This window comes from Bacillus sp. NTK034 (genome assembly GCF_017303275.1).
GTDB lineage: Bacteria > Bacillota > Bacilli > Bacillales > Cytobacillaceae > Cytobacillus.
The window spans coordinates 1-26,359 of record NZ_JAFKOJ010000007.1; the positions used below are offsets into that span (position 1 = coordinate 1).

Sequence of the window (26,359 nt, forward strand, 5' to 3'; positions counted from 1 at the left end):
ATAACGTCACGATTTATTTTACTAAAGTAGTAGGTTGATTGAGCAAAAGTGTAAAATCTTATCGAGCAAAAACTGTCAACTTTATTCTAGCGTTTACAACTACGCCCTCTTATTCAATAATACTAAAAGCCGATGATTCCTTAGCGTAGGAAAAATCGGCTTTCTTTATGTCGAAATTTGCTTAGCGTATGTTTTCCGCGTTTTGTTGGTAGGACCCCTAATAGTTTATTCTTGGATGACATGGTCAATTGTATTTTCCCAGATCCCCTTTCTTGTGAGAATGAAGAAGCTCTTACTACGTCGACGATTTTAAAAAAGAAGCGGCCATTAGACAAATCTTTCCACGCTGCTAATGTATCTATTGGAATAATGCATATGTACCATTTGTTAAGCGATAAAAAGAAATCTAGAATGTACGAAGAAGATCTGAAACGTACTATCGTAGAAATGAATGATAAAACTCAATTCTTAGGAGAACGTGGACTAGAAATACTTAAAGAAATGAATCACTTTATCAATACTTATGATTTCGATAGTATTACACTATCTCTAAGCGGTAAATGATTACTTGAAAACTATGCTTGCAGAGAACTTTTTTCTGCAAGCATATATTCCGTGCTGTCAATCTATTACAGAAAAAAATTTAAAAGGATCAATGGAAAGAAAGGTGTTTATTGAATGGAATTAAGCATTCTTGATTTGGCTACTCTCGCTGTAGGGAAAACAGCAAAGGATGTTTTAGAGGATTCCACCAGATTGGCAAAGGCCGGAGAAGAATTTGGTTATACAAGATTTTGGATCGCTGAACATCATAATATATCTGCGCTCTGTTGCCCATCACCTGAAGTTATGCTCGGATACATTGGTGCTAATACTGAAACTATCCGTCTTGGTTCTGGAGCTACACTTCTCCCCTACTATAAACCTTATAAAATAGCTGAAACATTTAATTTGCTTTCATCTCTATTTCCTAACCGAATAGATTTAGGAGTAGGAAGAGGTCCTGGAGGCTCTCCAGAAGCGAAGTTAGCTCTTTCGGATAATTTTTCGGAGCAAGCAAAAAAATTTCCCGATACTGTGAAAGAGCTTAAAGACTTTCTTGATAATAGTTTCCCACATAAACACCCGTATTCGACTATAAATGCTTATCCAATCCCATCAGTTCCTCCACAATTATGGATTCTAGGAACTTCTTTAGAAAGCGCGAGGCTTGCAGCATTATACGGGGTCCCTTATGCATTTGGTCACTTTTTAAGTGCAAACAAAAGCTCAGAAATCATGAATTATTATCATAATAATTTAAAAGGTAAAGAAAGCGGCATTAAACCGAAAACAATTTTTGCTGTTTTTGTGATTTGTGCAGAGACAAATGAACGCGCCCAGGAGCTTGCAAGAAGTGCTTTATTATGGGAGGTACAATTATCAACAGGCATTGGCGATAAAGGACTTCCGTCTTTTATAGAGTCAAACGGCTATACTTTTAGTCGACAAGAGATGGAATTAATAAGAAACTTTAAGAATAAAATGATAATAGGATCACCAACAGAAGTGAAAAAAAAACTAATAGATATACAAAATACATATAAAGTAGATGAAATTATGATCTTAACTAATACTTTCTGTTTTGAAGATAGGATAAAATCATATAAGTTAATTGCAAAAGAAGTGTTTTCCGTGTAATTATTACATAGCCGAATTTAATTTTTTTCAAAGGAGAAGAATAGAGTAGAGGTGATTAAAATATGTAATCCTAATAAATAGTACTCAAATTATATGTAAAGGAGTATATTTTTTGCAAATAAAAACATCTTTCCGTTTTTTATGGATAGGCCAGTCAATTGCAAATTTAGGAGACATATTATATATAGTAAGCATAATTTCAATAGTGTACGAAATCACTGGGTCTGCATTTTATATGGCTCTATTTCCTTTTGTTAATACAGTTTCAAGGTTTATTAGTGGTTTTATTGCTCCTATTCTTTTAGAAAGATATAGAACGAAGCCACTTTTGGCATTTTCACAGTTTGGTAAAACAATCATTGTATTAATGCTCACAGTAAATTCAATCTATCTTTTTTCAATAGATAATATAATTTTCACCTTTGTATTTGTAATGTTTATTTCATTTCTAGATGGGTGGGCTAGCCCTGCTAGAGATTCATTGATTCCCAGGTATTTCGATTCAGAGGAGAAATTGGTTAAAGTAAATAGTTTTCTTTCTATAGTCGATCAGACAATCACTTTAGGAGGATGGCCAGCAGCTGGTATTTTAATCACTCTATTAGGATCAGGTAATCTACTAATTATAACAACTATATTATTCGTTATTTCAACCATTTTTATGTTTTTAATTAAGGATTTAGATAGAATTGAGGATGAACTCAATAAAGACGAACAAGAATCAGAAAAAATGACAAAGAAGGTTTTGCTGGAAGGATGGAATACAATATGGAAGACACCTTCTTTAAGAACAATTACGATTGTAGAATTTACGGAATCCATAGCAAATGTGGTATGGGTTGCAGCTATTCTGTATATCTATGTTGAAGAAGTTCTACAGGTTAGTGAAAATTGGTGGGGATATATCAATTCAAGCTTTTTTGCTGGTTTAATGATCGCTGGTTTTATTAGTTTAAAGTGGTCACAAACAATAACTAATAATTTGAGATTTGTAATCATTAGTGGAGCATTTCTTACCAGTATTACTACACTTATTTTTGGATTAATTTCAACTCCTTGGCTCGCACTTGTCATTTCCCTTTTTTTCGGTTTTGGTAGTCAAATTAAGGGAGTTGCTCAACAAACTATAGTCCAAACGAGTGTTAATTCAAAATTATTATCAAAGGTATACTCTGCACAGGATAGTATCGTCTTTGGAACATTTGGTGTTTCAACTATTTTATTTGGGATATTTGCTGATCAATTTGGTGTGAGATTTACATTTTTATTAGCTGCATTTCTACTTTTCGCTTCAGCCTTTTTTGTCTCAATAAATCAAAAAACACTAAAACATATTAAAAGTGGGGAAATAAATAAGTGATTTGATAATTGAAATAAAGAGCCTATGTCAAAGATTTTAATATTCAATTTGACATAGGCTTTTATATTTTATTATTTTATCAAAATGCACACTTCCTCTTACAAGCTAATATTACCTTGCCCATTATTGGACTAAAGATCAACTAATTGTCCGGATCTGATAGCTTTCTGTATAATGAAGCTCTTGATACATTTGTGATTTCACAAATTTGATTTACAGTCATATTCCCTTCCTTATACAGCTTTACTGCATAATTCATTCCTGCGTGATTTTTATGATACTTCTTTAACCGACCTTTAAATTTTCCTTCTTTCTTAGCCAACTCAATCCCTTCACGTTGTCGCATACGAATAAGATCTCGCTCTAATTGGTTAACACCAGCCATTACCGTAATTAAGAATTGGCTGTATGGATTATCTTCTGATAAATCTAGCCATGTATCTTTTAGTGATTTTAAGCTTCCCTTTTTACCTCGTATGTTATCGATTAATTCAAATAGATCTTGTGTACTACGAGTGATTCGAGTTAAGTCTGTAACATAAATGATGTCATCTTTCTGTAAATTCCCTAACATTCTTTGAAGTTGCTCGCGATCCTTTGTTGCTCCTGAAACTTTCTCTTCATAAATAATATCCATTCCGATCTCGTTCAGCTGCTGAAATTGCCTTGAAGTATTTTGGCTAGTCGAACTGACACGTATATAACCGATCTTTCGCAAAAATACCACCTCACTTTTGAGACAAGTCTTGTGAGACACTCTTAACTATGATTCTATCAGTCTACTTCACTTGTATCAATAGAGTACACTCTATTGATATATAATTGAAGTAATAAATTAAAAAAAACAGAAATGAGATGATGCTAAATGAAAATTGCGAGAGGTAGGGAATTACTTACACCCGAACAGAGACAGGCTCTTATGCAAACTCCTGAAGATGAGTGGGTGCTAGGAACCTACTACACCTTTTCCAAACGAGATTTAGAAATTATAAATAAACGAAGAAGAGAAGAAAACCGGTTAGGGTTCGCCGTTCAATTAGCCGTTCTTCGGTATCCCGGTTGGCCGTACACACATATCAAAAGCATCCCAGATTCGGTCATACATTATATATCAAAACAAATCGGTGCCAGTCCACCTTCACTTAGTCTTTATCCTCAAAGAGAAAATACACTTTGGGATCATTTGAAAGAAATTCGAAGTGAACACAATTTTGTAACTTTTACCCTAAAAGAATACCGAATGACATTTAAGCATCTTCATCAATTAGCTTTGGAAAATGGCGATGCCATTCATCTACTACATGAATGTATCGACTTTCTAAGAAAAAACAAAATCATACTGCCTGCTATCACTACACTTGAGAGAATGGTGTGGGAGGCAAGAACAATGGCTGAAAAAAAGCTATTTAATACAGTTAGTCAGTCTCTAGCAAATGAGCAAAAAGTAAAACTTGAAGAGATCATTACTTCGCAGCATCCATCCGAGTCCAATAAAACGATATTGGGTTGGTTAAAGGAACCACCGGGTCATCCTTCACCCGAAACATTTCTCAAAGTAATAGAACGACTCGAATACATACGGGGAATAGAATTAGAGACGGTAAAAATTAGTCATTTGCATCGCAATCGCCTGTTACAGCTATCTCGTTTAGGTTCAAGATATGAGCCTTATGCATTTCGAGACTTTCAAGAAAATAAACGATATTCGATATTAACCGTCTTTTTATTACATCTTACTCAGGAGCTAACGGACAAAGCTTTTGAAATACATGACAGACAAATACTTAGTCTGTTATCAAAAGGCCGTAAGGCTCAAGAGGAAAATCAAAAACAAAACGGTAAAAAGCTAAATGAGAAAGTTATACACTTTACGAACATTGGACAAGCTTTAATCAAAGCAAAACAGGAAAATTTAGACGTTTTTGAGGTTTTAGAATCCGTTATTGAATGGAATTCTTTTGTCTCTTCGGTGGAAGAAGCTCAAGAGCTTGCACGTCCTGCTGACTATGATTATTTAGACTTATTGCAAAAACGATTTTATTCACTTAGAAAATATACGCCTACGCTATTAAGGGTATTGGAATTTCATTCTACAAAGGCAAATGAGCCTCTTTTACAAGCTGTTAAGATTATCCGAGGAATGAACGAATCCGGAAAGCGAAAAGTGCCTGATGACTCGCCTGTGGATTTTATTTCAAAACGCTGGAAAAAGCATTTATACGAGGATGATGGTACAACAATCAATCGTCATTACTATGAAATGGCTGTTTTAACAGAACTTCGGGAGCATGTACGGGCAGGAGATGTTTCCATTGTTGGCAGCAGACAGTATAGAGATTTTGAGGAATATTTGTTTTCAGAAGATACATGGAACCAAACGAAGGAAAATATGAGATTATCAGTTAGTTTATCATTCGAAGATTATATGATGGAGAGAGCCAGCAACCTTAACGAAAGGTTAAGGTGGTTAGCTTCCAATTTCAACAAGTTAGACGGAGTTTCTCTTGAAAAAGGAAAGCTGTCACTTGCACGCTTAGAAAAAGATGTTCCAGAAGAAGCAAAAAAGTTTAGTTCAAGCCTTTATCAAATGCTGCCAAGAATAAAATTAACTGATTTACTCATGGATGTTGCTCATATAACAGGATTTCATGAGCAATTCACTCATGCTTCCAATAATCGAAAACCTGATAAAGAAGAAACAACCATTATCATGGCCGCCCTTTTAGGAATGGGAATGAATATAGGCTTGAGCAAGATGGCTGAAGCAACACCCGAACTTACATATAAACAATTAGCCAATGTAACTCAATGGCGCATGTATGAAGATGCCATGAATAAAGCCCAAGCTGTATTAGTAAATTTTCATCACAAATTACAATTATCTTCCCATTGGGGAGACGGTACAACATCCTCGTCAGATGGTATGAGAATGCAGCTGGGTGTTTCGTCACTACATGCAGATTCAAACCCACATTACGGAACTGGAAAAGAAGCCACCATCTATCGATTTACAAGTGACCAATTCTCTTCTTACTACACAAAGATTATTCATACAAATTCAAGGGATGCGATTCATGTTTTGGATGGTTTGTTGCACCATGAGACGGATCTAAATATAGAAGAGCATTATACAGACACAGCTGGTTACACAGACCAAATATTCGGGCTGACTCATTTATTAGGATTTAAATTTGCTCCAAGAATAAGGGATTTATCGGACTCAAAATTATTTACAATAGATAAAGCAAGGGAGTATCCAAAACTAGAAGCCATTTTACGTGGACAAATAAATACAAAGACCATCAAAGAAAATTATGGGGATGTTTTGCGATTAGCTCATTCTATAAGGGAAGGAACGGTTTCAGCATCCCTCATTATGGGGAAACTAGGTTCCTATTCAAGACAAAACAGCTTAGCCACAGCCTTACGTGAGATGGGCCGAATAGAAAAAACGATCTTTATTCTTAATTACATTTCAGATGAATCTCTAAGAAGAAAAATACAAAGAGGATTGAATAAAGGAGAAGCCATGAATGGGTTGGCAAGAGCTATTTTCTTCGGAAAACAAGGAGAGCTTAGGGAACGAACCATACAGCATCAGCTTCAAAGGGCCAGTGCTTTAAACATAATTATCAATGCCATTAGTATCTGGAATACCTTACATCTAACAAAAGCAGTTGAATATCAAAAACAATCTGGTAGTTTTAATGAAGAATTATTGCACCATATGTCGCCTCTAGGTTGGGAACATATTAATTTGCTAGGAGAATACCATTTTAATTCCGAGAAAATGGTCTCGTTAGATTCTTTAAGACCATTGAAACTTTCTTAACGTTGTTAAAAATAGGGGAATTGTCTCGGAATTGTGCTTAACGTTGTAAATCCGCATTTTCCTGACGGTACCCCTTATTGTTTGAACTAATTTTTATAAAAATTCTATAGGGTTCCTCCTGGTTGTTAAATGTCTGAATCTCTCCAATAATCTTTGCTTCTGTGATCATAAGGTTTGCTTTCCTTTCACGTAACTGGTAAATAAAAATTGTTGTTTATTGTTCCAATATCTTGAACCTATAATCTCCTGAACAATTTTATTTTTTAATTCCATCACAGACTAGTTACAGCAACACCTGAAGTGGAATTATAAAAATCATCATGCAGCAAATAAACATCACCGTATATGTGATATAAAGATTTATACTCTTCTCTACTCAGTTGATGAGTCAATAGCTTCTTTAAATGATCCATGCATAAATTCCATGTTATATCATCGTTAAATGGATCCAATTCTGAAGCTTCTAATGCCGCTTCAGAGCAACAATCACAAGTTTTATCTAATTTGCTGCTACTTATTTGAGGAGCTGTTTCCTTTAGTGTGATCAACCGCTCGTCACTTGCAAATATTGTTGCATGATTAAAACAAAGGTTCAGCCTGTCTTCTCCATCATTTATTGAAATTAACATCAATTCATTGACACAGTTCTTTTCCATGCATTTCATTGACATCTTGATTCTCCTCCTCTTGATTTGAAGCTTACTTCCTTTTATTTCTTTTAAGTATCTTATAATTTTTATGTGCCACAACGGTGTTTGAGCTCTCCAAACCTAATAGAAACGCATCAGTTGCTGATATATCAACCAGCACACTGTTGTCTCTTACCAAAAAGACTTTTCCTTCAATTTCATTTCCTCTGCGGGAGAATAGTATAGAGTCACCTTTACTTGCATGCCTAATTGCCATTTATTTGACCTCCTTTTAAGGGTATAATGTCTTAATTTCAGCAGAAGCGCAAAAAAGCACCAATAAGCCTTAACAGCTAATTGGTGCTTCCAATTTGTTTTCCCGTATAATTTCCAAATCAATTATACCATAATTTTCATAATGAAAAAAGATTTCTTGGTATTTTTTTCTATTCAACTATGTGTATTCCAAAGAGTAAAGGATGAAAGAATCTATTCAATTTGTTGAAAGGCTATTCCTGTTTCAGGGTCATAAAAATCATCATGTAATAAATAGACATCACCATATTGGTTATAAAGCTGGTGAAATTCTTTTGGGCTTAATGAATGTGTCAGCAGCTTTTTCAAATGGGTTTCACAAAGCGTCCACTGCGTATTCTCGGTCGGGAGATGTTCAATCATGTTAATGGCTAGGTTATTGCAACAGCTACAATCAGCCTGTTCCTTTAACTCACTCTTAAGCGGATATCCTTTTTTATAAGTTAATTTTGATTCGTTTAAGGCGTACATTATGGAGTGAACTCCACAAAGAACTTTCACGGTTTGTCCGTCATTGATTTCTTGCACTAACCCACCAAATTGACAGTCTTTCTCCATACAGGTCTTAGTCATCACTATTATCCTCCCTATATTCTTAATATTTTGTAGAACTACAACCATTATCATCAAGGGCAATCGTTCCAGCAAAAAGCCGGCCAAAAGAAAAAAGAGCATAAAAACAATGCTCTTTAAGGTAAATACCGTTACTATCCGTATTTTTATATTTTCATAACAAGATGCTTTAAACTGATTCTCCCCTAGTATCAAGAAAGTTTTTGATTACATGAACTATTTTTTTCCTGACTCTTTTAGATATTTCTCAACCTCATGATTTATATCCCTCGCTAACTGCTCCTGGTTAGCAGGTATATATATACCTTGTCCAGATACCAATCGGCGCTCTTCTAATTGATTAGATTTTTTCTTTGGTTTGCTGCTAAGCGAATATGTTATCGCTATTGCAGCAATTGTTAAGAATAAACCCGCTCCCGCCATATAAGACTGAAATGTTGTAAAATCATTTTTTAGATCTTGCAACCCAAGTCCCGCAGTTTGTACTGCAAACTCATCTTGTACCAACTTATCTAACAAGGATTCCTTATTTTCAATTAAGGCTGCTTGCTTCTTGCTATCAAGGCCTCCTATTTCCTTGTTAAGCAAATATTTTTCTTGTTGAAGCCTTAATAACGATTCCTAATTAGACTGTAACTGCTTGTCCAATTCACTCCCCATATGGGTACTGTAAAAACTGATTAATAAGAAAACAAAGGCAATTGATCCCCATATCCATCCAAAGATTGATTTTCTCATAAGAATTGATTCCTCCTTTACATTAAACGATTTAAATCACTAAGTGTTTTTATTATTATCTGTCCGATTAAAGTATTCTGACATTTATATACTACATATCGGCATTTTTATTAATCTCTCTAACAGAGAGAATTTCATTTGAAACAAAATCCGTTGCTCTTGTTTCTCCTTCTGGCCATAGAATGACAAAAATAGTTCCATCACTCTCATCACACCAAAACCCTCTTACTTCGTAAGTTCTTGTTTCTTCTCCCTCAATTTTAATTTCATAGCATTTTCCTTCCTGCAGTTGCTCCCATGGCTGAACTTTTCTTTTAGTACTCTTTAAATGTTTTGAAGGATTAAATTGAGGGTTGTTTACAAATGGATTAAAGTCCATGTTTTCACCTCCTAAAAAATAAAAAAGCCCTATACCGGCTAATTAATGCTTTAAGCAGCAAAAATTCACCAATATAGGGCGTATTAAATAAAATGGGAAAGTCCTTCTCGCATGAGTGGGATAATAATAAAAACTAGACGTATATATTTATTATATAGAAAATCCTTCCATGGATACAAGCGATTTCTCTGCTAAGTACTGAAACGTTGCTACACCAATTCAAACAATTTTAAGAAATAAATAACTGTATTCAAAATTTGTTCCTCTGATTCCGTATACGGTATATCAACTACAGGTAATCCTAACGACCAACAAAACTCCCTTTTGATTCTATCCCGCTTCATTCTCTCTCTAGACCCCTTAAAACCTCCAAAGTATTCTGATCTCATATATTTATAATGCTGTATCCCATTGAATTCTATAGCAAACAGCGGAAAGTTATTTTGACATATTACAAAATCCAGCCGGAAGTCTCTATCACAACCAAATCGCTTCATAGACACTTCTTTGATAAATTCAATTTTTTGAGATGCCAGTAAATTTGTTATAAACTTGGCTCCATTTGACTCCTTGATTTTCTTTCTACAATGGCTACAAGTTTCACCTCGCTTAACTTTGATTGGTTCAATTACCCACTCATGACCTCTGCTGCATAAGTGTAGTCCTTTTCGTCTCATAGCTTTATACGGACCAACAAACCGAATATCTTCTCTATTCTCTGAAAGGAAGTTTATGTATTTTTGATGGTTTGGAGAGATTGTTTCATTTAGGCCTGTCCTCCAGGTGTCGGTACACCTAATATAAGTATTGCTGCCTTCTTCATTCTTAACTATGAATGCTTTAACTAACTTATTCGTCAATTCTTCTTCCAACCTATCAACATATTCCTGGTATTTTTCTATTTCTGCAGGTTCTTTGGACTTCTTTTTATAAATATGAACACAATTATAAGTATCTTTCACATAGAAGATAATTTTCCCTTCAAACTTCATAGTTGGGACCACCTTTTTTATACATGAAAATAGTAATATATTCCTTCTATTAAAATATATCAAATCAAAGAGGTCGAATAATATCTTAATGATATTTGAAACTCTCGTTTAAAATTAGTTAAATTATTTTATAAGAGAAGCGATAATCCATAAAGGACTATCGCTCTTTTTAAATTTCTTTCTTCTCTGTAATTCTACGTTTAATTAATGTAATAAATATAATTGAATTAACGATAACCGGGACACTTAAAATGAAAAAGAGAGTCCTATTGATACCTAAAACTACAAAAATCAAAAAAACTATTCCAGCAATTAAAAAGCAAACCGCATTAAGTTTAAGTAGTTGCTCATAATTCAACATTCATCACCCTTTGTATGAATTAGTGATTTGAAGATGTAACATATAAACATCAATAAATTCATTAAAGCCTAAATTCTTATTAAACTAAATTACCGCGTTAGTATAAATACAGAAATTCACATATTCTATTAATGAGGCCCTTCAAAAAATTGAAGGGCCCTAAAATTTTTATTCCGCTAAATTAAGAAAATAATTCCGGAAAATTAAGAACAAATTCCGGCTATTAAAGAAAAAATAACATCTTGTGCTAACCCTTATTGGTTTCTATGAAAATTAAGGGCTTCATAAATATTTGAATCTATTGTCACATCATATAGGCCTTCAGCGAAAACCTTCTCTGAACCAGCATCATGAACGGACTTAAATTCAAAGTAATATTGCCCCTCCGGAATGTATGCAAAGTCTTCTCGCCACAACTCCGCTTCCCATATAGTTCCAACTCCATTAACTTTTGTAAATAAAGAAGTTGGAATTTCAACAGGGCCGATAGAACCTCCAAAATCAACAGTTCCAGACACCGACTCTGCAGGAGATGTAGTGAGACGAATTAAGAATTTCTCACCAGCATAAAAGAGCTTGAATGGTCGATTATTTTTAATCCGTATTTCTTCCCACTCAGGAGTGTGATAAACAAGCGGCTCTAAAACAGGATTCACAAAAACATACTGTGTAACAATCTCTGATTTAGCCCCTTCATTATCAGTAACAACCAAAGAAACTTTGTTTCTAAATGAGTTAGTTGGAAACTCTGGGTATTGCTGCGTACTTGATGTTACATTTCCGCTTAAATCCTCAAATGTCCAATTCCATGCTACAACCTCTCCATCGGGATCGTAACTGTTGTCAGGATTAAATTTGACAGTATCTCCATAGGTTAACTGTAAAGGACTCCATGTAAATGATGCTACTGGGATTTCATTTGGCGGCTTCTCCTTAACAGTAATAACCTGGACAGCAGGTACTTCACTTCTCAAGTTATCATTGTCATACACATGAAGCTGAGCCTTATAATCACCTTTAACTGCATTCGTGATTATTGGATTCTTAGCGCTAGAGGTAGTTTTTTGGCCAGCAGGATTTGTAATTTCCCACTCCCATTTCTCTACTGTACCATCCAAGTCAAATGATTTTGAAGGGTCGAGTGTAATAGTATCTCCTTCTACTGGCATTTTCGGTGACCAATCGATTAAAGCAAAAGGTTTTTGTTTTCCAATGATCACTTCAATTCTTACCATGCTTGTATCCGAAAGGGATGGTAAAGGAGCTGGAGGATCATCAAATACTGTCTGATACACGTCATATGTGCCAACACCATATTGACTAAAATCTGTAGGTGGCACCCCAGTTTCCCAGCTATTTATAATATTTCCATCCTCATCAACTTTGTTAATCTTCCAAGAATAATTTATCAATGGGTGCCCATCGATGTCATAGCTAGAATCTTTATACGTAGCTTCCTGGTTTAACCCCAACTGAATTGGATTTGGTGTAAGTGAAAAGACAGAAGTAGGCGGATTATTGTCTAAGATGACTTTAATATTCCGCTCATACAAATCCGAGCGCAAGCTAGGACCAGTTTTCGGAATATCATCAACGGTTAATCCCATTGTATAGGTGCCTTCTCCTAATCCCAACTCAGCGAAACTTTTCGGGAAAGTTGATAATGTTTTTAGAATGGTTGAAGAACCTTGTTTACGAATAGTAAATTGATAGTTCGTTAATGGGTCCCCATCCGGGTCATAACTTCTATCAACGATATTTAAAGGCTGGCTTCGATAAACTACATCCGGTGCATCAAACAAAGCAATTGGTTTTTGGTTCATGCCCATAGTGCTTATCCGCTTGGTTGTGCTGCCATATGCCCCATCAATATCTTTTACTTGGAGCGTTACATCATATATCTTATTTACTTGCAAATTGCTAGGTGGAGCACCATTGTACTTCACTCCATCCACCATATAAGACGTCCATTCGTACTCTACAATACCTTTATCATCTCGATTAAACTGATGTTCAGGGTCGTATGAAAGCTTGGGATCTAAATCCAACCTGTAGTTATCAGCCACATCAATTTTAAAAGTAAAGTCAGCAATTGGGCGCCGGTGAACATTTACCGTATATTCTCTAACGATTTCCTCATCCGACCATTTTTGATAATTATTAAAGCGATTATCACCAAAATGCACCGGGTTGTCCTTGGACCTTAGTTGAATTTTATAGGTACCGACCGCTTTCAATTGAAGTGGAGCACTTACCCAAAAATCACTTTGTGCAATTTTAGAATGTTGGTTATCAATCGTTCTGCCATTTACCTTTGTAGGATCATGAGAAAATTTCCACTCTCTTGCTAGCTCAGGATCATTCTCAAAATCTTCATATGTGACGCTATAATCAATTTCTTCACCTAAAAGGATTGTATGATTCTCACCAGGGTTTGTAACTAAATACTGCCCGATAATGTAATCCTTAATATCCTGTACATTTCTCCCTTTATAGAGGAAATCATATAGCGAGAACTTACCTAATGTTGCAGCAGTTGTGGTAAACCGATCAAAATTGGCACGATTTGAATTATAGGCAAAGTGCCAGAAGAAAGGATTATCCTGCCTCATTTTACTCACAATTGGATTTACCTGACTCGTATCATTCACCCATGTCCAACTTTGATTATCAAACCGAGAATAAACTACATCCGCATTATCTCGATAGGTTTGTGAAACAAAGTTGTCTTTCATTCTCGTTGGATCCGTTTGTTCTGTGGAATTACAACCTTGGTTGTAATAGTATTGAACTTCCCACACCTGATAAGGCTCTTGTTTTTCTAAATAATATGTGTAGGAGTGAACCCATTGATAACGAATAAACGTACAGCTATATACTGTATTATCAGCATTCCAGCTGCAAATTCGGCTATCACGTCCAACTGGATAAGCATCAGCTTCTGCTGCACTCGAGAATGACCCGCTTCCTACAACCGTATAATTGCTTGTATTTTGATAAGAACCGGTATGGACAGTATTTGTAATCGTATAACCCGGTGGCGGACTATAGGAGCCTCCAGGTGGTGAAGAAGAGTAATTTGAAACGGTATTCGATGCTGTAGTTTGGATAGTTCGGTAATAGGTCGACCAACCCCACTGTGGAATGCTTTTAATACATGTTCCATCATTGTCGTATAAGTGGTAAAAATCATTATCTATTACCACTCTGGCATCAATTCCCTTGGTCTTCAGATCTGTTTCTAGACTGGCAGCAAGACTTGCAATCTCATTTCTTTCCGAATAGTCATAGGTATAATACTTATGGTCATAATAACCACCACCATCATTATTCGATGTTCCACCAGGACGATTTCCTGTCATATGCTGCTGACTTGCTTTTGTCAAACCACCAATATCTAATACAAGGTCAACCTTACGATGTGTCTGCATTCCGAAATCAACAACCGGAGGAGTATTTGATACTTCCACTGCTTTATCTTTGTCGATTATGTTAAAGTTGGTTAGCTTTGTGTATTCTGAAACTCGATCGCCGCTATCAACTTTTTCGGTAACATCCCTACGATAATCACCATCGGTAATAAACCTCTGAATGGTTGGCTGTCCAAATCCTTCTACAACTTCTAAGCTAAAACGATAATGACCTACTCGATCAGTTTCGTAATAAACAGTTGTTTCATTTCCACTTGATATAACCTGACGAGAGGTATCCATCGCTGTTCCAAAAAGTCCATCATTATTGGTGTCATATTCCACATACCAAATTCTCTGTTTAATAAAGTCATCGTCTATAGAATTACTAAAATCTTTTAATTCTATAGTTGCCTTTTTGGTTGTACCATCTCTAAGTGCAACCTTTTGATCAACCGTAAACTTAGCTATCGGCTTCTCATCGGGCATGATAGTAATCTTTGTAGTGTAAGGCTCGCTGACTTCTGAATACTTATTGGTTACCGTTATCGTAACCTCATACTCACCTGCTTTTTTAAATAAAACATCTTTTATACCACCATCGGAAGTGTGCTCAATTTTAAAATCCCCCTGTGTGATTCCAGGAGTGACGGGTTTAAAATCCCAAGTAGTAAGATTATAGTTTATTGGTGCTACTCTAATCGCCTTAGTTGCTTTGTCAGAACCATGAGCATTAAAAGAAACTTTTCGGTTTTCTTTTAAGGTCCCATTAATTTCTAACATAGCAGTTGGAGTTGTTGGTAATATCTTAAACGACCTGGCATCAGTGTCAGAAGCCCCAGCATCATCCGTAACCTTCAAAGCAGCATCATGAGTTTCTTCAGCTGTAACACGTGGAAAATTCCTTGAAAAATTTGAAGGCGAGCCGTCTACTGTTAACTCTCTTGAAACAATCTCACCATCTGGATCCGTACTGTTATCTTGAAAAGTTACTGTTTCCGGCCAGTAATATTCTGGCTCCACAAATAAATTTGCAAGCGGAGGAAGATTTTCTTTTGGTTCCTCAGGTTCCACTGGAGGATCGGCTGCAACAACTTTAAGGGTTGCTGTTGCAGATAAGCTTCCATAATCCACTTTGACTGTTGATGTGCCCACTTTTTTACCTACAAACTTCCCTTTGGAAGAGGTAGATGCCAATGAAGTATCAGAAATAGACCAGGTACTTAGCTTGTCCAGCGTCTTATCGTATTCTTTCCCATCAAGCGCACTATATATAGCTTTATAAGTAGCTGTTTCTCCCACTTTAATGGTTTGTGTTGGAGGCTCAATCCTAAGACCTCTTGCATTTGGATCATCCATGATTTTAAAGTCATATTTATACCAAGGAGTGCCCCCATGCCCTAGACCGTCGTCACCCTGTACACGAAGTTTAGCTGTACGAAATCGATAGTAGTGCATATTTGGAATACCTAGAACATCATTATCACGAAAAGCATCATCATAATATTTCCAATGCTCTTTTTTCTCTATATTCCCTTCTTTAGCCCACCTGTTATCCTCACCAGCAACGCCACTAAAATAAAATGGATTACATCGATCTTCAGTCGGCAGTCCTCCATCACAGCCTGACTTTTCTTTTTGTACATCATAGGTTCGCATTTCGTAAACAGGATAACGTAGGATTGAGTGAATGATCTTCCCTTTAGGTGGAGTATATCCTGTTGGTGAGTCGTACCCAATACCACCTAAATCCACACCAGATGCACGGTTAGATTGCCAATTAGCTCTTAACTGGTTCGTGTCTGAACGAACAAAGTATCCATTTATAGATGTTTTATACCAACCAGCTTCATCATCATTAAGATGTGGATAAGACTTGGCTGCTGTCCCGATTTTACTCATTGGTGGATCTGTAGCATTTCCGATGAGAGTAAAAGAGTTTAATAGAAATATGAATAATAAGCCAAAAATACCTATTATACGATATCTTCTATACTTGAACATTCGTATTACTCCTCATGTAATATTTTCACTAGTCGCATTTTATTTTTTGCAGGTGTTTCATACTTAGCAAATTTAGGATTCATCTCAACAAAGTGTCCGCCGCCTACTGCATAATATCCTTTGCCGCTAATTTCTTTATAACCATAAATACGATACTGCTCGCCCATCTTCAAAGTCCGAGCCACGTTGAACTTACCATCCGTTTCCTTTAAAAGTGGAGTATCTTTTAACATGGTTAAACGGCCAATTTGGTTATGTTTTAATTCAGCAACACCCCATCTTACCTTGTCCAAAAGTGGAAAATAACGATTGACTTCATTAAAGACTTTCTGCTCCACATTGACATTTTCATAGAAGTAAGCCTTAACTTTCCAATACCCTGTTGCCATGTTAGGTGTATCTAAGTAGTAGACTCCTTTATTAACTACTTTATCAAGGTGAATACCTAATGCGATAAAACGTTCTCCTTTTTTATTAACTCCCGTATCTTGAAAACCAGAAGTATATTTAGGCCTAGGAAATTCAGGATTTTCATCATAAATAGCACTATAACGATCAAATGCCGCTAAGCCTTTAGCGTTCCCTGGGTCCAAAGCAGAATTAGAATCCATTAGAAAGAATCCTGAAGCCCTCTTTCGTTCAACATTTGCATATAAAGTATCTGAGCCACTTTTAGAATACTTATCTGTCATATACATTTTAAGTATTAAAGTACCTGTTCGATTGCCTAAGTCAATCTTATATTGGCTTTTGTTTAATCCGTATTCATCCACACCTGAAACATAATCAAGTGGTAGATCTACTGGTAACGGAGTAGCAAGAGCACTTGCTTCCACCTTATTAGGGTTTACTAGACCTGAGTTTTCAAATGGCATAACAGCTCCTAAACTTAATGCTGCCGTAACCGCTCCTACTAAAACAACTTTTTTCACAAATAACAACCTCCTAAAATATGGGCGATATAGGAAATTAGGTTTAAACACTTCCTTTCATTTCCTTTAAATTAAGTATAAAGGATTATTACAGAAAAGAAAAAAACACCACAATGCAGAGAATCCTCTGATTGCGGTGCTTCCGCTTTTCAAAATTATAGTTTCCCAATTTTACTCACAAAGTTTTACTACAATTATATTACTATTGTTCTCTCTCGCGTGAATAAAAATGGAAAGATGTATTAATACTTTAAATTATACCAAGAACCGATAGGAAAATCTAACCTTTTTTGTGAAAATCCCCTATTCTTCATTTACAAAATAGGGCTCACAATCTAACTTAAAATGAAAAATGCTGTTTGACTTACTTTAAATTATCTAATTGTTCATTGTAACAACCTTGCTAGATTGATAGAGATGGTCGACTTCGTAGCTGATTCTCTAAACATAAGTAGAATTTCATTTTTACATTTAGTTTTTTCTTTAAGACATTTTAGTAAATGATCATTTGTTGTAAGCTGCTCCCGTCTTTCTTCGTTAATATTTATTGCTAAAAAGATTCCTTTTTTGTATTGATATCTGTGAATGAATTGATCAATTTTCAATATATCCTTTATCATGTCTTCATAAGTCAGCTTTGGGTTAGCTTTGACTTCAATAATTAAGTCCTGATTATCAAATGTATCTGGTTCATGTATTAAGAAGTCAGGATAATATACTCCTTCGGTGCTTTGTATTCCGAATAATTGTTCAATTTCACTGCCTACTTGAGTTTTTCGGAGCTCAGCTTGCAAAATCACCTTCTCATCCAACTGGTTTTCTTCCATAATTTTGCGAAGTTGATGATAAAGCTCATAGCAAAAGACTCTCTCATGATGCATACTCAAATAAGGTATTAACTCTTCCCGCTTTGGATCTTTCGATTCAATTTCATGAGCATTCAGCATGGAATTGATCCAATCCTGATTTCCAAAATAAACTTCTTTAACATTATTAATTGCTTTTCGAAGAAATTTAATATAAGTAGGAATTTCCATGAATATACTTCCCCTTAATTTATTTTAATAATTAATCAAATCATTCTAGATAGGTTGGATCCAATCCTTTTTAAATTTATCGGTCATTAGAAGAAACTTCACATATTCCAAATAAAAAAACCTAAAAGTTGAGTTCCGATCAACCTTTCCTGTAGGTTAGGAACAAATTTAGAAAAAATCATGGATATTATAAGAGTCCATTTCGTAAGATTATAAAAAATTCGGTCCTAAAATTGATTTTAGAATTTCCTTTCAAGTTAGCATAAAAAGAAAAACGCTTTGCTCCTCAATGAAGCAAAGCATTGGCAACCATACAATAGCAGCTACCTTATTTCCTTCTTGATCCATTTGAAAACTGCCTCTTCCGAGATAAAGAGGCCCTTCAAAAAATTACTTAAAGGGTCTCGAGAATTTTAATTCCGGAAAATTATAAGATTCCGGATATTATTGAAAAATAACATAAATTTTGTATAGACTCTAGTGATTTCTGTGGAAATTAAGTTCTGAATACACATTACCCTGTATCTCGATTAAATAGTTTGCAGCAGCTTCTACTCTTGGATTGTCAACAGGATGTATAGATCCAAAATCAAACATGTATTGACCTTCTTCAATATAGATAAAATCCTCTCGCCACAATTCCGCTTCCCAAATATATTCAAATTCACCCTTACTGATCAGCTTAAATTTGGTGGAAGGAATATCTACTTTTCCAACTTCACCTCCAAAATGAACACTTCCCCATACACGTTGAGCTGGAGTTGAGGTTAATCTAATAATGAACTTCTCTCCTGCATGGAAGAGATTTACGTCAGAAGGGAAACCTTCATCCATCCACTTCCTATTCCACTCAGGTGTGTGAGTTACTAAAGCATCCAAAGCAGCAATATCGACCATAATTATCTCGGTAACAGCATCTTTTGAACCATTATTATCAGTTACTTCAAGCGTTACATCGTATCGCTCTGTCCTGGCAATAAAGGTAGGCTTTTTTTGTGAGCTTGTCTGTATGGAACCGTTGTCTGCTCTAATCGTCCATTTCCATGCCACTATTTCTCCATCTAAATCGTAGGAACCATCTGGGTCTAGTTGAACAGACTCACCCAAGAAAGGTTTAAATGGGTCCCAAATGAATGCAGCAACCGGCGGTAAATTTGGTGGCTTCGGCTGTACAACTTTGTCTTGTATTGAAGGGACTCTAGAACGTATATTGTCATTATCTCGTACATGAAGAGTAACTTCATAAGTGCCCACCACTGCATTGTTTATCATCGGATAATGACTGCTGGAAGTCGTAGTTGTGCCGTTTGGTGCTTTAATAGTCCATTCCCATGCTTGAACAGTTCCATCCGGATCAAATGATTTATCAGGGTCTAATTTAATATTATTCCCTTCGATTGCGGGCTTAGGAGTGTAGTCGAATAAAGCAAAAGGTCTCTGTGGCCCCATTACAACTTCTACAATCTCAGAATGTGTCCCGCTCAATGAAGGCAATGGATAAGGCGGATCATCAAATACTGTTTGTGTGACTCGGAATGTCCCTATTCCATATTCCCGCCAATCTCTAGGAGGTACTCCAGTGTTCCATGTTTGAGTAACATTGTTTTCCTCATCAAGTTTTTCAATAGTCCAGGAATAATTTTTTAAAGGATGACCATCCGGGTCACTGCTAAGGTCCTGGTAATTATTCAATTCATTTACCAATAGTGGAGCGGGAGTTAGCTTAAAATTAGACACTGGTGGTCTATTCTCAATAACCTTTATTGTCTTCTCAAAAGGATCCGATGTTAAGGACGGTGGGATTTTAGGAATATCCCTAACTGTTAAACTCACAATATAGCTTCCAGCTCCTAACCCCATTTCTTTGAAACTCTTTGGAAACTCTGTTACGTTTCTAAGGATTGTCGTTTCACCTTGCTTGCGAACAGTAATCTTATAATCAGTTAATGGATCACCGTTTGGATCGTAGCTCCTATCTACAATATTCAGGTCCATAGTATCTACTACTATATCAGGAGCATCAAACAGCGCAACTGGCTTAATATTATACCCTTGTGTGCTGATTCGTTTTGTGACAACGCCATAAGCTCCGTCAATATCCTTAACCTGAAGGGTAACGTCATAATCCTTGTTAATTGCCAATCTGGATGGAGGAGCACCATTATAGGTATTACCGTCAACAGAATAACTTACCCATTTATGCTCCACAATCCCTTTATCTGGACGATTGAATTGATGATCCAAGTCATAAGAAATTGATGGATCCAAACTTAAATCTAATGTTCCAGGGTCAATACTATAAGTAAAATCTGCTATTGGCCTTCTATGAACATTAATTATATATTCTCTTTGTACTTCTTCATCTGACCATTTACGGTAATTGAAAAAGCGTTCATCTCCATCATATATAGGGTCATCTTGAGCTCTTAATTGTACCCGATAAGTCCCTACTTGTGTAAGCTGCAGCGGAGAATCGATATATAATCCGCTTTGAGGTATTGGACCTGCTGGTGCATTGTCTATGACCCTTCCATTTATCTTTGTTGGGTCATGAGAATATTTCCATTCTCTTTTTAATTCCGGGTCATTTTCGTGGTCAGTATAATTTACGGTGTAATCGAGTTTGTCACCTAATACAATTGTTGTATTGACTCCATCCTCTTCCATAAAATATTTATTAATAATGTAGTTCTCAACATCTTTTACATTTTTATTGAGATATTGAGAATCATAAATCGAAAACTGGCCAATACCAATGCCTCCTTGAATTACTCTTTCCGCATTGGTTCGGTTACCTGCGACAGCCATATTCCAGAAGAAGATACTATTGCTTTTCGATTTATTGGTAACTAGATTTACCTTCGAAGTGTTACTTATCCAATCCCACGGCCTTTTATCCATTCTAAGATACAAATTTTGAGCACCGGCTCTATATGTTTGACTGGCATATGAATCCGTAAAATCAGTAGTATTCACTTGTTCGGTAGAATTTAGCCCTTCATTTTGGTAACTGACTATTTCAAACCGATAGTCAGGAAAGTATTTTCGTAATGATGCCGTATACCTTGTTCCTGTTTGAGATAGAATTTCACTACCTGGATCAGAACATGGGGGGGCATGTGAATGTTCCTTTCCTCCATTAGGTCTATTATCAAAATAACACCAGGTTACTTCATAAATTGGTGTAGAGGAACTTGAAGTGACTTCCCAATCTCCACTATAAGGAGAAGTTCCTGAATAGCTGCTGTACTGGTAGCTTCCATAATCTCTCCAGCCCCAGACCGGTACGTTTCGAACACCCACACCGTCTGTATCCGGTTGTTTATAATAAGCATTATTAAACGTTACTCTTGCATCAATGCCTTTGGCTAAAAGATTTGCTTGAAGGGTTGATGCGTACGAGGTTAATCGGTTCTTATCCGCTTCATCATAAGTATAATATTTATGATCGTACGTTCCACCGCCACCACCGTTGTTAACGCCCGCCCCAGGTCTAGAACCTGTTTGGTGTTGCTGCGTTGCTGTATCCATTCCGCCAAAGTTTAAGACAACATCAATTTTATTCTGTCTTCGCACTCCAAAATCAATAACTGGATTTACATTAATGATTTCGACTGATTTATCATATTCCGGTAAATTAAAGTAATCTGGTAGCTGATAAGTTGCTACCTCTCCTGATTTATCAATTATACCGGAGGAGTCCCTCAAATAATGTTCATCCTGGATAAATTCAGGCAAAGTTTCTTGTCCAAATTCTTCTACAACTTCTAAACTAAATCGGTAATTACCCACTTTATTAGATTTAAATTGGACGGTTGTTTCATTTTTGCTTGAGATTATTCTTTTTGGCTCATCCTGCGGAGTTCCAAAGAAACCATCATTATTACTGTCAAAATCTATATAATAGATTCGTTGTTTAATTTTGTCTTCATCCGGAGAAGTACTACTGTCTTTTAGTGTTATAGTAGCATTCTTTCCCCCGTTTATATCCCGAATGGCCTTCCCTGCATCAACAGTAAATTGAGCAAGAGGCGGCCGGTCAGGTTCTACAGTAATAGTTTTGGTAGTGGGTTCTGAGGTTTCTCCGTATTTATTTGTTACAGTTAAAGTTATTTCATATTCACCTGGTTCTCTAACTAAAAAATCCCTTTTTGAAGGGTTACTGCTATTTCGGATAAAGATTCCCTGTTGCCCAACTCCCTCCGTTAAGGGTTTTATTGTCCATTTTGATAATGAATAATCAATTGGGGCGACATGAACAGGCGATACTTTATTAGAAAGAGTACCATCTAATGATATTCTTCGATTTACTTTAGTTGTACCTGTGATACTAAACTCTGCTTTTGGTGTTGTCGGCAAAATCTTAAAGTCTGCAGAATCTGTATCTGAAGCTCCTTGATCATCCGTTACCATTAGTTCTACAGTGTGATCCTCAATTTCTGTTACTCTCGGAAATTTCTTTGGATTTGTTGAATGCTGTCCATCAACTGTTAAGTCTCTAGAAATAATTTCACCGTCTGGATCATAACTATTATCCTGGAATGGTACTTCTTCAACCCAGTAATAAGAAGGTTCAACGTTTACATCAGCAATTGGAGAAAGGTTGGGCTTTTCTTCAGGTTCGGGTGGAAGTTCCACATCTCCAGCAGCAATAGTTACCGCCATAGTTGCTGTAGTAGTTCTTTCAATTCCATCTGTTACTTTTAGCGTCAGTACATGTTTCCCTGTTTCTGTGATTGAAATCGATTCATATAACTTTGTTATCTTATCCTTAAACTCAACACCGGATTTAAGTAGTGTGTTTCCCTTATAAATTTCGTATTTAATAAATTGAGAGTACGGATTAAATTCTTCTGCATTTATCTCAACATTAAATTTTTCACCTGACTTTGCAGAAGAAGGACCTCTTATACTTCCCACTGGAAAGGAAGTTGTAAAAACTTCTAAATAATCATTTCCGGAAGAATCTTTTCTGGCTACCACCTCAGCCCCAGCATGTCGAGCAATCTCTACAGAGTGATAACGATTAAAAGATGTATTATCCTTTAGTCTCTTTAAGGATACTGGTTGTGACATTCTTTCTACATAACTTGGGTTCCCATTCCAAACCTTCCCCCAGCGATACAACGTACTTTTATGGGCAAATGTACGTCCTAAGTGGTAATTTTCATATAATCCATCACCTGGGTTAAAATCAATCGGCCTAAGAAATCCCATATTTCCAACGTAAGTTCCTTGGAATGATGCAGGATCAGTCTTTTCTTTTGTATATACTGGCCACACTCCTTCATACCTATAATGAGGAGGAATTACTACTCCGTCAAAACGAGGAGATGGTTCGTATATCTCTTGGTTATTCGGTTCAGGATATATCGTCATACCGTCATGATAGTGAGGCACAGTTTCAGCAGCCAAGTTTCTATGACCTGAAATATTTATCATGGTAAGGAAGACTAAAGATATCCCTATAAAGCGAAATTTTTTTGAACCTATTATTAGCTTCATGAATAGCTACCTCTAATTTTTTCTATAGTCTTCAGGCAAAGGGAAATTGGCAATTTCAATTCTTGTAATATCTTCTCTCTTTCTTACATCTACTCCCGTATAAGTTCTTGTAAATAGGCCTAAAAGATTTGCAGATTCTCTTATAGGAACCATGAATTTTCCATTCTTCATTTCAACAGCAGTACTTAATTCTTGTGATATCCCATTAACAAAAACCTTTTTTGAACCAGCTGTGAATTCAACTGTATTTTTTGCCTTTACAATCAATTTATTAGAAGATACTTTTACATCAACTTGACCTTTTAAAATCGTTTCTATCTCAACAAACGCTTTGTTATTTTTAAAGTAAGATAGATTAGTTAATCGATTAATAAGTACATTATCTTTTACATAAGTGGCAAAATCGTTACTAGCTAAATGAAGATCTATAGAAAAATCACCTGTTTTCTCAGGATTAACCGGAAGGATTTCATCATCAACAAAATCTATGTTTTCAATATAGAATTCTGATGATCTGTAAGCTTTGCCATTGTAATGAATTGTTTCAGAGTAAGGGTAGTCTAGTCTGTATTGCATTAAAGAAGCATCTTTCTCCGAATCTAAATATTCATTAAATGTGTTATAGGATTGATTAAAATATGAAACATATCTATCGATAAAACTTGTTTGATAAATTTCCCCGTCCCCTCTCGAACGAAATGCAAATTTTTGCTCCCCATATTTTGCTTTAAGTTCAGCAGCTGTCATTTCTGTATCTTTCTTTTGTGGCGGTTCTACTGGTTTTGTAGATGCTATTGTTTGCAACATGTTATAAATTGAAACTACTGTTCCAACGCGCGTCCCACTTGTTGCTGGCTGAAATTTATTAGAGTTCTCTGCTGACCCCATAATGCCGTATGCAGCCATCCTTTTTACACTCTCTATAGCATAACCACCAATACTTCCAGCATCAGAATAAGGTAAGGAAACAGTTTTTGTATAATTTCCTTTTAACTGCAAAGCACGATCTAACATCACAGCAATATCAGAACGGCTAACAGGTAGATCTGGTCTAAAAGTACCATCCTTGTAACCTTTAATAATGCCAGCTGTCGCCGCTTTATTGATTTCTGTATATAAGGAATTACCTGATTTGACATCTTTAAAGGTTATATTAGATGCTTTTAAATCCAAAGCCCTTGCAACAAAGGCAGCAAATTGTCCCCTTGTTACAACCTGGTTAGGCTTAAAGGTACCATCTTCAAAACCAGAAATTACCCCTTTTGATACAAGGTAGTCAATTTGCTTTAACGCATGGTAATCACTAGGCAGGTCTTTAAATGAAGATGCTGCCTCTACTACAGCTACCTGTTCATTAAAAGGAATTGGTACTATTCCTGCAACCGTTAAACTAGAGCTTAAAACCATTGGTAAAATTAACTTTTTCATTTTTTGCACTCCCTCTCGTTTAATAATCTAAGTATAATGAAGATTTTGGAAAAAGAAAAAAACACCAACAATCAGGGATTCCCCTATTGCGGTGCTTCCGCTTTTGAACATATAGTTCCTAATTTACTCATTTATGTATGCAGAACTGAAGAAGACTTATAATATCTCTTCCTCGCATGAGTAAGATTTGGTAAATTAGTAATTATCTACTATTATACCAACTACCTCACAGGAATATCTACATACAAAATTCTATTATTAGTATTTATACTCTTGTATAGTCACATACCTTTGATATTCATCATCAAATCTTACTTTTGCCTCTATAACACAAACAATGCTTGGCCCAAAAATAGGCCTTTCAATATCAATGTTTAATAAAGGATTGCTGTATTTATAGGTAAATGGAAAAGTAACTGGTAAACCTGAATCTGAATCAATAAAATTGTGGTCTATATATACTGTCTCAACAATTTTTAGAGGATCAGTTATATATGACCCTTCTTTTGGAGATAGATCTTGATTTAGTAATAGGTTTTTACTTAATGTTAAATGTATTGTATCTAATGCAACAGCTTCATCGAATTCAATTATTCCATCCGCTACCTTTTCATTATCAATCTGTAAGGCACCATCATGAACAGCATGCTTTAAGGAATAATTGACTTTTTCATAAGTAGTATCCAATATAAAGTACTTAATTTGCGAGATCGTTAATCCAAAAGCTATAAAACATATGCCAATTAAGAAGTATAATGCCTTCATATTTCACCAGCTTTAGTTAATATATTCACTCATACGAGTTGCTGAGCGAACGTGATATAAATCGCTACTATAATCTTTGTCTGAAAGGAATAAAGGTTTAAATAAGAGAAAATAATATTTATTGGGCACTTTTATTGTTGCTTCTACATATCCACCTCTCAGGGTTACAGATTGTGTAGCATTTATGTCAATTTCATTGTCTTGGTATCCGATGCTATTTAGCTTCTTCTTCATTTCCAGTAGAGTTTCTGGAGAATAATATCCCTCAATTGCAGCTTTTTCAGTGGCTCTTTGGACAGTAATTTCAACCGCTTTCCCTCTGGTTTCCTCCATATAATTCAATATAGGCTGTAAAAGAAAAAAGACTAATATGGGGAATAGCATTGTAAATGAAATTAATTGTTTCATAGTATTATCTC

Annotated in this window: 17 protein-coding genes; 3 read left to right on the forward strand and 14 right to left on the reverse strand. The window is 35.8% G+C overall.

Annotated features, from left to right (window positions below; translation table 11 throughout):
* Positions 1 to 678: 678 nt before the first annotated feature.
* The gene (locus tag JI665_RS18720; RefSeq protein WP_009335985.1) at positions 679 to 1,680 is read left to right on the forward strand and encodes an LLM class flavin-dependent oxidoreductase; all 1,002 of its coding nucleotides are present in this window, start codon (positions 679 to 681) and stop codon (positions 1,678 to 1,680) included.
* Between the two features lie 112 nt (positions 1,681 to 1,792).
* A complete protein-coding gene (locus JI665_RS18725; protein ID WP_009335986.1) occupies positions 1,793 to 3,040 on the forward strand; it encodes an MFS transporter in 1,248 nt (415 codons plus the stop codon).
* Positions 3,041 to 3,182: 142 nt separating this feature from the next.
* Here JI665_RS18725 and JI665_RS18730 read toward each other — a convergent pair whose 3' ends face one another.
* Positions 3,183 to 3,758: a recombinase family protein gene (locus JI665_RS18730; RefSeq protein WP_009335987.1), complete on the reverse strand. Its 576-nt coding sequence runs from the start codon at positions 3,756 to 3,758 to the stop codon at positions 3,183 to 3,185.
* A 147-nt stretch (positions 3,759 to 3,905) separates the two neighbouring features.
* On the opposite strand from JI665_RS18730, the gene JI665_RS18735 reads away from it, so the two are divergent.
* Positions 3,906 to 6,872: a Tn3 family transposase gene (locus tag JI665_RS18735; protein WP_206842703.1), complete on the forward strand. Its 2,967-nt coding sequence runs from the start codon at positions 3,906 to 3,908 to the stop codon at positions 6,870 to 6,872.
* A gap of 272 nt (positions 6,873 to 7,144) precedes the next feature.
* Here the strand turns inward: JI665_RS18735 and JI665_RS18740 are convergent, their stop codons facing one another.
* From JI665_RS18740 to JI665_RS18800, 13 genes are all read right to left on the reverse strand, one after another.
* Positions 7,145 to 7,543, reverse strand: a complete 399-nt coding sequence (locus JI665_RS18740; RefSeq protein WP_035332668.1) for a hypothetical protein — start codon at positions 7,541 to 7,543, stop codon at positions 7,145 to 7,147.
* A 28-nt stretch (positions 7,544 to 7,571) separates the two neighbouring features.
* On the reverse strand, positions 7,572 to 7,778 hold the full coding sequence (locus JI665_RS18745; RefSeq protein ID WP_035332667.1) for a DUF2187 family protein: 207 nt from the start codon (positions 7,776 to 7,778) through the stop codon (positions 7,572 to 7,574).
* Between the two features lie 212 nt (positions 7,779 to 7,990).
* Positions 7,991 to 8,392, reverse strand: coding sequence for a hypothetical protein (locus tag JI665_RS18750; protein ID WP_152539716.1), 402 nt, complete (start codon positions 8,390 to 8,392; stop codon positions 7,991 to 7,993).
* Positions 8,393 to 8,605: 213 nt separating this feature from the next.
* The gene (locus tag JI665_RS18755) at positions 8,606 to 8,977 is read right to left on the reverse strand and encodes a hypothetical protein (RefSeq protein ID WP_206842704.1); all 372 of its coding nucleotides are present in this window, start codon (positions 8,975 to 8,977) and stop codon (positions 8,606 to 8,608) included.
* A 241-nt stretch (positions 8,978 to 9,218) separates the two neighbouring features.
* The gene (locus JI665_RS18760) at positions 9,219 to 9,506 is read right to left on the reverse strand and encodes a hypothetical protein (RefSeq protein WP_035332664.1); all 288 of its coding nucleotides are present in this window, start codon (positions 9,504 to 9,506) and stop codon (positions 9,219 to 9,221) included.
* 209 nt (positions 9,507 to 9,715) lie between these two features.
* Positions 9,716 to 10,498 (reverse strand): DUF2726 domain-containing protein, encoded by a 783-nt coding sequence (locus tag JI665_RS18765; protein WP_206842705.1) that lies wholly within the window; start codon positions 10,496 to 10,498, stop codon positions 9,716 to 9,718.
* Positions 10,499 to 11,113: 615 nt separating this feature from the next.
* Positions 11,114 to 16,273: a PKD domain-containing protein gene (locus JI665_RS18770; RefSeq protein WP_206842708.1), complete on the reverse strand. Its 5,160-nt coding sequence runs from the start codon at positions 16,271 to 16,273 to the stop codon at positions 11,114 to 11,116.
* A 5-nt stretch (positions 16,274 to 16,278) separates the two neighbouring features.
* Complete coding sequence (locus JI665_RS18775) at positions 16,279 to 17,205, reverse strand: hypothetical protein (RefSeq protein WP_206842710.1); 927 nt, start codon at positions 17,203 to 17,205, stop codon at positions 16,279 to 16,281.
* A gap of 386 nt (positions 17,206 to 17,591) precedes the next feature.
* Complete coding sequence (locus JI665_RS18780; RefSeq protein WP_206842712.1) at positions 17,592 to 18,242, reverse strand: hypothetical protein; 651 nt, start codon at positions 18,240 to 18,242, stop codon at positions 17,592 to 17,594.
* A gap of 477 nt (positions 18,243 to 18,719) precedes the next feature.
* Positions 18,720 to 23,747: a PKD domain-containing protein gene (locus JI665_RS18785; RefSeq protein ID WP_206842722.1), complete on the reverse strand. Its 5,028-nt coding sequence runs from the start codon at positions 23,745 to 23,747 to the stop codon at positions 18,720 to 18,722.
* A gap of 12 nt (positions 23,748 to 23,759) precedes the next feature.
* Complete coding sequence (locus tag JI665_RS18790) at positions 23,760 to 25,175, reverse strand: S-layer homology domain-containing protein (RefSeq protein WP_206842739.1); 1,416 nt, start codon at positions 25,173 to 25,175, stop codon at positions 23,760 to 23,762.
* A gap of 258 nt (positions 25,176 to 25,433) precedes the next feature.
* Positions 25,434 to 25,940 carry a hypothetical protein gene (locus tag JI665_RS18795; protein ID WP_206842742.1) on the reverse strand — a complete coding sequence of 169 codons (507 nt, stop codon included), beginning with the start codon at positions 25,938 to 25,940 and terminating at the stop codon, positions 25,434 to 25,436.
* A gap of 12 nt (positions 25,941 to 25,952) precedes the next feature.
* Entirely contained in the window at positions 25,953 to 26,348 is a 396-nt protein-coding gene (locus tag JI665_RS18800) for a hypothetical protein (RefSeq protein ID WP_035332138.1), read from the reverse strand.
* Positions 26,349 to 26,359 lie beyond the last annotated feature (11 nt).

Bases quoted from the DNA above. Each gene is read 5' to 3' on its own strand.
- JI665_RS18740 (WP_035332668.1), bottom strand. From the start codon at position 7,543: ATGTCAATGAAATGCATGGAAAAGAACTGTGTCAATGAATTGATGTTA.
- JI665_RS18800 (WP_035332138.1), bottom strand. From the start codon at position 26,348: ATGAAACAATTAATTTCATTTACAATGCTATTCCCCATATTAGTCTTT.
- JI665_RS18760 (WP_035332664.1), bottom strand. From the start codon at position 9,506: ATGGACTTTAATCCATTTGTAAACAACCCTCAATTTAATCCTTCAAAA.
- JI665_RS18720 (WP_009335985.1), top strand. From the start codon at position 679: ATGGAATTAAGCATTCTTGATTTGGCTACTCTCGCTGTAGGGAAAACA.
- JI665_RS18745 (WP_035332667.1), bottom strand. From the start codon at position 7,778: ATGGCAATTAGGCATGCAAGTAAAGGTGACTCTATACTATTCTCCCGC.
- JI665_RS18795 (WP_206842742.1), bottom strand. From the start codon at position 25,940: ATGAAGGCATTATACTTCTTAATTGGCATATGTTTTATAGCTTTTGGA.
- JI665_RS18790 (WP_206842739.1), bottom strand. From the start codon at position 25,175: ATGAAAAAGTTAATTTTACCAATGGTTTTAAGCTCTAGTTTAACGGTT.
- JI665_RS18785 (WP_206842722.1), bottom strand. From the start codon at position 23,747: ATGAAGCTAATAATAGGTTCAAAAAAATTTCGCTTTATAGGGATATCT.
- JI665_RS18780 (WP_206842712.1), bottom strand. From the start codon at position 18,242: ATGGAAATTCCTACTTATATTAAATTTCTTCGAAAAGCAATTAATAAT.
- JI665_RS18735 (WP_206842703.1), top strand. From the start codon at position 3,906: ATGAAAATTGCGAGAGGTAGGGAATTACTTACACCCGAACAGAGACAG.
- JI665_RS18770 (WP_206842708.1), bottom strand. From the start codon at position 16,273: ATGTTCAAGTATAGAAGATATCGTATAATAGGTATTTTTGGCTTATTA.
- JI665_RS18765 (WP_206842705.1), bottom strand. From the start codon at position 10,498: ATGAAGTTTGAAGGGAAAATTATCTTCTATGTGAAAGATACTTATAAT.